This is a genomic window from Brevibacillus porteri (assembly GCF_003013475.1).
In the GTDB taxonomy this organism is placed as follows: domain Bacteria; phylum Bacillota; class Bacilli; order Brevibacillales; family Brevibacillaceae; genus Brevibacillus; species Brevibacillus porteri.
The window spans coordinates 36,378-42,750 of record NZ_PXZO01000043.1; the positions used below are offsets into that span (position 1 = coordinate 36,378).

Below are 6,373 nucleotides of genomic sequence, written 5' to 3' on the forward strand. Positions count from 1 at the left end.
TTACCATGAAGGATCAGGAAATGACAGTGGTAGAACACCTGACGGAACTGCGCAAGCGCATCATATGGGTGCTGGCCGTGTTTATTGTCGCATTGATCGTCGGTTTTTTCCTCGCCGGTCCACTCGTGGATTATTTAAAGCAAGAACCGATTGCGGATGGCGTGCCCATTGTCTCGTTGCATCCGTCAGACGCACTTCGTGTTTACATGCAGGTTGCCTTCATAGTCGGCGCTGTCATTACACTGCCTGTAGCACTTTATCACGTTTGGCGTTTTGTTTCTCCAGGGATGGAAGTACAGGAAAAGCGCGGGACGCTTTATTTCATCCCGGCGGCTTGTTTTCTGTTTATCGTTGGTATCCTGTTTGGCTACTACGTCGTTTTCCCGATGGTCATGCAGTTTATGACCAGTATTACAGCATCGATGGGTGCAGACCCGAACTACGGAATCGCGCAATACTTTGGCTTCATGTTTAATATGGTCATTCCGTTCGGGATACTGTTCCAGTTGCCGATTATCGTCATGTTCCTGACGAGACTGCGCATCCTCAATCCAATGAGGCTGGCAAAGGCACGACGCTACGCTTACTTTGCACTGGCTGTCGTCGGGATTACCTTGACGCCTCCTGAGATTGTCAGCGATATTCTTGTGATCATTCCTTTGCTGCTTTTGTACGAGCTGAGTATTTGGCTATCCCGTGTTGTTTATCGCAGGCAATTGAAAGAACAAGAAGCGTGGGAACAAGAATACGGTAGTCTGGAAACAAACGAACCCATTCAATAACGAGCATGAGAAAAGTCTTCTGTCCCGAGTGGCAGAGGACTTTTTTGTATTTCAGCAGAAATTTGGAAATACTACGGACGTTATGATCCGGGAGGTGCTGAATATGTGGCTGATCGTATGCTTGGCGTTACTCTTTTCAGGGAGTACTGCTCATGCCGCCGGGCTGGGAGAGCCTATCGAACTGTTTGATACGGACAAGCAGCGTGTTGTGGCTAGCTTTGAAAATACAGCTGGATTTCAGGAGGAAGCCCAGCAGATTTTGCAGAGTGTGAGTGGGCGGGTCTTAGAGTTTAATCCATCGTTGAATTCTGCCATGATCGTGAAAATTCCGCTAGTCCCCCCAAAGTCGATGAAACTAAAATCCGCTAATCTCGATGCGATGATTGCAGAGATGTTTGTCATCATGCCCAAAAAAGGGGAGCGTCGTCCGTGGCTGATTCTGCACACGAAAGAATATGAGACGGTCGTTGTGGAGTTTACCGAAAAAGTTGACCATCTGAGGGAGCAAGTGAAATTGCCGTAAAGTGGCGCTTCTTCTTGCAAAAATAAGCCCGGTCGTCCATAAAAAGCGACGAACTGGGCTTTTCGATTATTTCGTGGGAGTGAGGAAGGTTTGAGTGAAGTAGTCTGTATATACGCCTACTCCTAACTGGGTAAAGCCTTTTTCGAGTACGTTTTTGCGATGGCCTGGACTGTTCATCCAGCTTTCATGAGCTTCGATGGCATCCGTGTAGCCTGCTGCAATATTCTCACCGGCCATGCTGTAAGCGAGAGAGGCACTTTTCATGCGGTCAAATGGATTACTCCCAGTAGTTGCAGAGATGTGATCGAAGAAATTGTTGCCCTCCATGTCCATGCTGTGTTTTCGTGCCACATCTGCAGCTTTTTCGTTCCATTGAAGGGGCGGGAGCTTGTATCGGTAGCGGGAGATATTGACCAGATCGAGGATTTGCCTCTCTGATGCAGCATTGACCTGTTCTCGTTCACCAACACGAAGCGGCGGGGGATCAAAATTGGGCGCCTGACCTTGATAGGACCATTTCGTTTCGTAAAAACTACCGCGCAATAGCATTTGCGTATCCATCATACGTACAGCGGTGACCTTGTTGCCATTCTGCTTGTCCAAGTAATAAATGTAGGGGGTACCGTCTTTCATGACGAGAGGGCGTTGCTGCTTTTGATTGGTAATTTGGATTTGTGCCCCCTGAAAAGAGAAAGAAACAATGTTTTGTACAGCCAACTGACGCTCGAGTGAGTGCTGGCTGGTGCCGACTCCGATGTTTCCGAGCTTTGCTGTCGGAGCGAGTGAGTACACATCGACGACTTTGTCATTTGCGATGCCGACTTGCATGTATCGGGCAGGCTCGCGATTGTACACCCACCATTGATAGCCGAGACTGCTTGGCTCTTTGCGGGCGGGCTCACCTAATCGCTTGTGTACTTCCTCAGAAGACATGCCGAGAGCTATGTCAAAAATCGTGTTATGCTTCTCCACTCGAATGGGTGCTGCAGGTGGTTTGGTTGTTGCAGCCTTTTGGGGAAGCGGCAGAGAGGCAGGAACCGCATCGGGTGTAGTCTGTTTTTCAGGCTGTCCGATAGTGAATACAGGAGTATGACCGACCCAAGCAGTTTGGGAAGTTTCATCCCAACCGATAGGTTTATTCAAGTGGCGACTGATCATGGACAGAGGTACATATAATGTTCCTTCGTATTCGAAGGAAGCTGGTATTTCCTTGCCTTCCTCCGTGTAGTACCCGGGCTTTTCGCTTGCGACAATTTCACGGCCATCCCAATAGATGGAGGCGGGGTTAAGGTTGACCCGTATAAAGGAAGTAGTATCCGAAGTGAAGAGACGGCTGATTCCCAAGACTCCCAGGGCAATTAAGCCAATCCAGAGCCATTTGTGCATGGAACAATTCCCTCCTTAGCGAGCTTGCCAGATTCTATGTCTCATTTATATGAGCGTGTCCGAATACTAGAACCTTTTTGCTAGAGAGTGCAATTTGATAGGAGGAAGAGTGGCCAAGCAGTTGCAGATGGAAAAAAGTGAGGGAAACTACTTGCAAAGTACATAGTGATTCATTATTATAGGAATTGGGTGTTAGCACTCATAACAGTCGAGTGCTAACAACAGAAATATTGTTTACCTACATTTTTTGAGGAGGGTGTTTTTAGTGCTTAAGCCATTGGGTGACCGTGTGGTAATCGAAGCTATCTCCAAAGACGAAACGACTGCAAGCGGTATCGTTTTGCCTGATTCTGCAAAGGAAAAACCGCAAGAAGGCCGCGTCATCGCAGTAGGTTCTGGCCGTGTTGCTGACAACGGCGAGCGCATCGCTTTGGAAGTAAAAGAAGGCGATAAAGTAATCTTCTCCAAATACGCTGGTACTGAAGTAAAGGTAGACAACAAGGAATACCTCGTGCTGCGCGAATCCGATATCCTCGCGATCATCGGTTAAGGCTCTTAACATAGGAAGTCGAACGAATAAACACATAACAGGAGGTTGAGTTTAGATGGCTAAACAAGTCAAATTCTCTGAAGACGCTCGCCGCTCCATGCTCCGCGGTGTTGAAACTTTGGCAAATGCGGTTAAAGTAACCCTCGGTCCAAAAGGCCGTAACGTGGTTCTTGAGAAAAAATTCGGTTCTCCGTTGATCACGAACGACGGTGTTACCATTGCGAAAGAAATCGAGCTGGAAGACGCTTACGAAAACATGGGTGCGCAACTGGTTAAAGAAGTTGCTACCAAAACCAACGACATCGCTGGTGACGGTACAACAACTGCAACTGTACTTGCTGCAGCTATGATCCGTGAAGGTCTGAAAAACGTAACTGCTGGCGCTAACCCAATGGTTATCCGTCGTGGTATGGAAAAAGCAGTTCGTGCAGCTGTAGAAGAAATCAAATCCATCGCGAAGCCGGTTGAGAACAAATCCTCTATCGCGCAAGTAGCTGCTATTTCCGCTGATGATCCTGAAGTAGGAAACCTGATCGCTGAAGCAATGGAAAAAGTGGGCAAAGATGGCGTAATCACTGTTGAAGAATCCAAAGGATTCGTAACAGAACTGGAAGTAGTAGAAGGTATGCAATTTGACCGTGGCTACGCTTCCCCTTACATGATCACTGACACTGACAAGATGGAAGCGGTTCTGAACAACCCTTACATCCTGATCACTGACAAAAAAATCTCCAACATCCAGGAAGTTCTGCCTGTACTCGAGCAAGTAGTACAAAGCGGCAAACCTCTCTTGATCATCGCTGAAGATGTTGAAGGCGAAGCGCTCGCTACTCTCGTAGTGAACAAACTGCGTGGTACCTTCACAGCTGTAGCGGTTAAAGCTCCTGGCTTCGGCGACCGCCGCAAAGCTATGCTGCAAGACATCGCTGCTCTCACTGGCGGCGAAGTGATCACGGAAGAGCTGGGTCTGGATCTGAAATCCACTAAGCTGGAGCAATTGGGTCGCGCTGGTAAAATCGTGGTTACAAAAGAAAACACAACTGTTGTTGAAGGTGCTGGCGACAAGGCTTCCATCGAGGGCCGCGTAACCCAAATCCGTCAACAAATCGAAGATACGACTTCCGATTTCGATCGTGAAAAACTGCAAGAGCGTCTGGCTAAATTGGCTGGCGGCGTAGCAGTAATCAAAGTCGGTGCAGCTACTGAAACCGAATTGAAAGAGAAAAAACTCCGCATCGAGGACGCTCTGAACTCTACTCGCGCAGCAGTAGAAGAAGGTATCGTACCTGGTGGTGGTACTACTTTGATCAACGCAATCAAAGCGGTTGAAGCGATCAATGTAGGTGGCGAAGAGGCTGTAGGTGTACAAATCGTACTCCGTTCCCTGGAAGAGCCAGTTCGTCAAATCGCTGCGAACGCAGGACTCGAAGGTTCTGTAATCGTAGAGCGTCTGAAAAAAGAAGCAGTGGGCATTGGTTTCAACGCAGCTACTGAAGAGTATGTAAACATGCTCGAAGCTGGTATCGTTGATGCGGCGAAAGTTACTCGCTCCGCACTGTCCAACGCTGCATCTGTAGCGGCTATGTTCCTGACTACAGAAGCAGTAATTGCTGACAAACCAGAAGAAAACAAAGCTCCTATGGGCATGCCAGATATGGGTGGCATGGGCGGTATGGGCATGATGTAAGAAAGCGGCGCGCCGTTTTCTTCAAAGAGAGGCAGACAAATCGTCTGTCTCTTTTTTATGTGAAACTGGCGATCGTGAGGATAGTTCATCTGATCGGAGTGTGGGATGACTTCTTTTAGCACCATTCCGTTAAGTGTGCTTACACTATTCATTGCCGATGATTTGCTTCCAAGCAATTTATCGAAGGACTTACGTCGGGGGCGATAAAATGAGCAAACGCTGGCTTAGCTTTGATCTGGATGGAACTTTGATGCAAAACCCGTTTGGAGCGTGGGTATTTCCGGAGATTGCGCGTGTAATCTCCGGTCAATTGGGGAGAGAGCACGACATTGTTTCAGAAATGGTAACAGAGCATGAGCGGCGTATGTCCCAAGAACGCTACGTAGAAGCGTATGATTGGGATGATATTCTTGTTAGTAGATGTGATGCATTGAGTATAGAAAAAAAGATTGATATTGAATCGCTGGTTCGGAAACACTCTGTAATGCCCAAGGTTAATTTGCTCGAGGATGGGATTCTCCAGATGCTCGAGGAGACAAAGAAGCGGGGCTTTTCGCTGGCAGTGGTCACAAATGGATTCCACAAGTTTCAGGCACCAGTAATGGAGGCATTAGGCTTGCTGGAGTACTTTGATGAGATCATTACGCCAGAACGAGCTGGTACTGGCAAGCCAGACCCAGTTATTTTGCAAAAACTGCAGGGAAAAGTAATTGCTCATGTAGGAGATCGTTTGGATCATGACATTCAACTTGCTAACCGCAGTCATGTGACCTCTATATTAATAGAGCGAAAATTGCCAGAGGAATTGTTGATGTTCCAACCGCAGATGCGTGCAAATGATCACAGAATGCGTTTGTTCTGTTTGGAGAAGTGGAGGAGGGAGTGCAAGAATCCATTATTGTCAGAGCTTCCGGAGCTTTTCATGCCGCGAATTGTGATTGGTTCTATGGGAGAATTGCTGTCTGTTCTGGATGAACAGGGGGTGGGATAAAATTCTAGGTAATAATGCTTGCGTTTTTGCTTCCGGCTTGGTATGATAACTCTTGTCGCTTTTGAAGGGAATTTTAGAGAGAATGAAAAAAACTTCGAACTTCTAAAAATAACTCTTGATTTTCAAAAGAAGACCTGATATAGTTTAAAAGGTCGGCGCCACAAGCGCTAACGACGAAAGAAAAGAACGATATGCTCTTTGAAAACTGAACAGCGAAAGCGTTAATGAGTCTATCATTAAATGATTTGCCAGCTTTGAACCAGTAACAAACTTTATTGGAGAGTTTGATCCTGGCTCAGGACGAACGCTGGCGGCGTGCCTAATACATGCAAGTCGAGCGAGTCTCTTCGGAGGCTAGCGGCGGACGGGTGAGTAACACGTAGGCAACCTGCCTCTCAGACTGGGATAACATAGGGAAACTTATGCTAATACTGGATAGGTTTTTGGATCGCAT

Annotated in this window: 6 protein-coding genes and 1 rRNA gene; 6 read left to right on the forward strand and 1 reads right to left on the reverse strand. The window is 47.3% G+C overall.

Annotated elements, in window-relative coordinates:
• Positions 1 to 5: 5 nt before the first annotated feature.
• On the forward strand, positions 6 to 782 hold the full coding sequence (tatC, locus tag C7R92_RS21815) for a twin-arginine translocase subunit TatC (protein WP_106835620.1): 777 nt from the start codon (positions 6 to 8) through the stop codon (positions 780 to 782).
• Positions 783 to 885: 103 nt separating this feature from the next.
• Complete coding sequence (locus C7R92_RS21820; protein ID WP_106835621.1) at positions 886 to 1,305, forward strand: hypothetical protein; 420 nt, start codon at positions 886 to 888, stop codon at positions 1,303 to 1,305.
• 66 nt (positions 1,306 to 1,371) lie between these two features.
• Here C7R92_RS21820 and C7R92_RS21825 read toward each other — a convergent pair whose 3' ends face one another.
• On the reverse strand, positions 1,372 to 2,691 hold the full coding sequence (locus tag C7R92_RS21825) for a CAP-associated domain-containing protein (protein ID WP_106835622.1): 1,320 nt from the start codon (positions 2,689 to 2,691) through the stop codon (positions 1,372 to 1,374).
• A 265-nt stretch (positions 2,692 to 2,956) separates the two neighbouring features.
• Between C7R92_RS21825 and groES the strand changes: the two genes are divergently transcribed.
• The 4 genes from groES to C7R92_RS21845 form a co-directional block, all read left to right on the forward strand.
• Positions 2,957 to 3,241 (forward strand): co-chaperone GroES, encoded by a 285-nt coding sequence (gene groES / locus C7R92_RS21830; protein WP_007721023.1) that lies wholly within the window; start codon positions 2,957 to 2,959, stop codon positions 3,239 to 3,241.
• A 55-nt stretch (positions 3,242 to 3,296) separates the two neighbouring features.
• Complete coding sequence (gene groL, locus C7R92_RS21835; RefSeq protein WP_017246591.1) at positions 3,297 to 4,928, forward strand: chaperonin GroEL; 1,632 nt, start codon at positions 3,297 to 3,299, stop codon at positions 4,926 to 4,928.
• Between the two features lie 208 nt (positions 4,929 to 5,136).
• Complete coding sequence (locus tag C7R92_RS21840) at positions 5,137 to 5,919, forward strand: HAD family hydrolase (protein WP_106835623.1); 783 nt, start codon at positions 5,137 to 5,139, stop codon at positions 5,917 to 5,919.
• A 272-nt stretch (positions 5,920 to 6,191) separates the two neighbouring features.
• A 16S ribosomal RNA gene (locus C7R92_RS21845) occupies positions 6,192 to 6,373 on the forward strand; the annotation flags it as partial.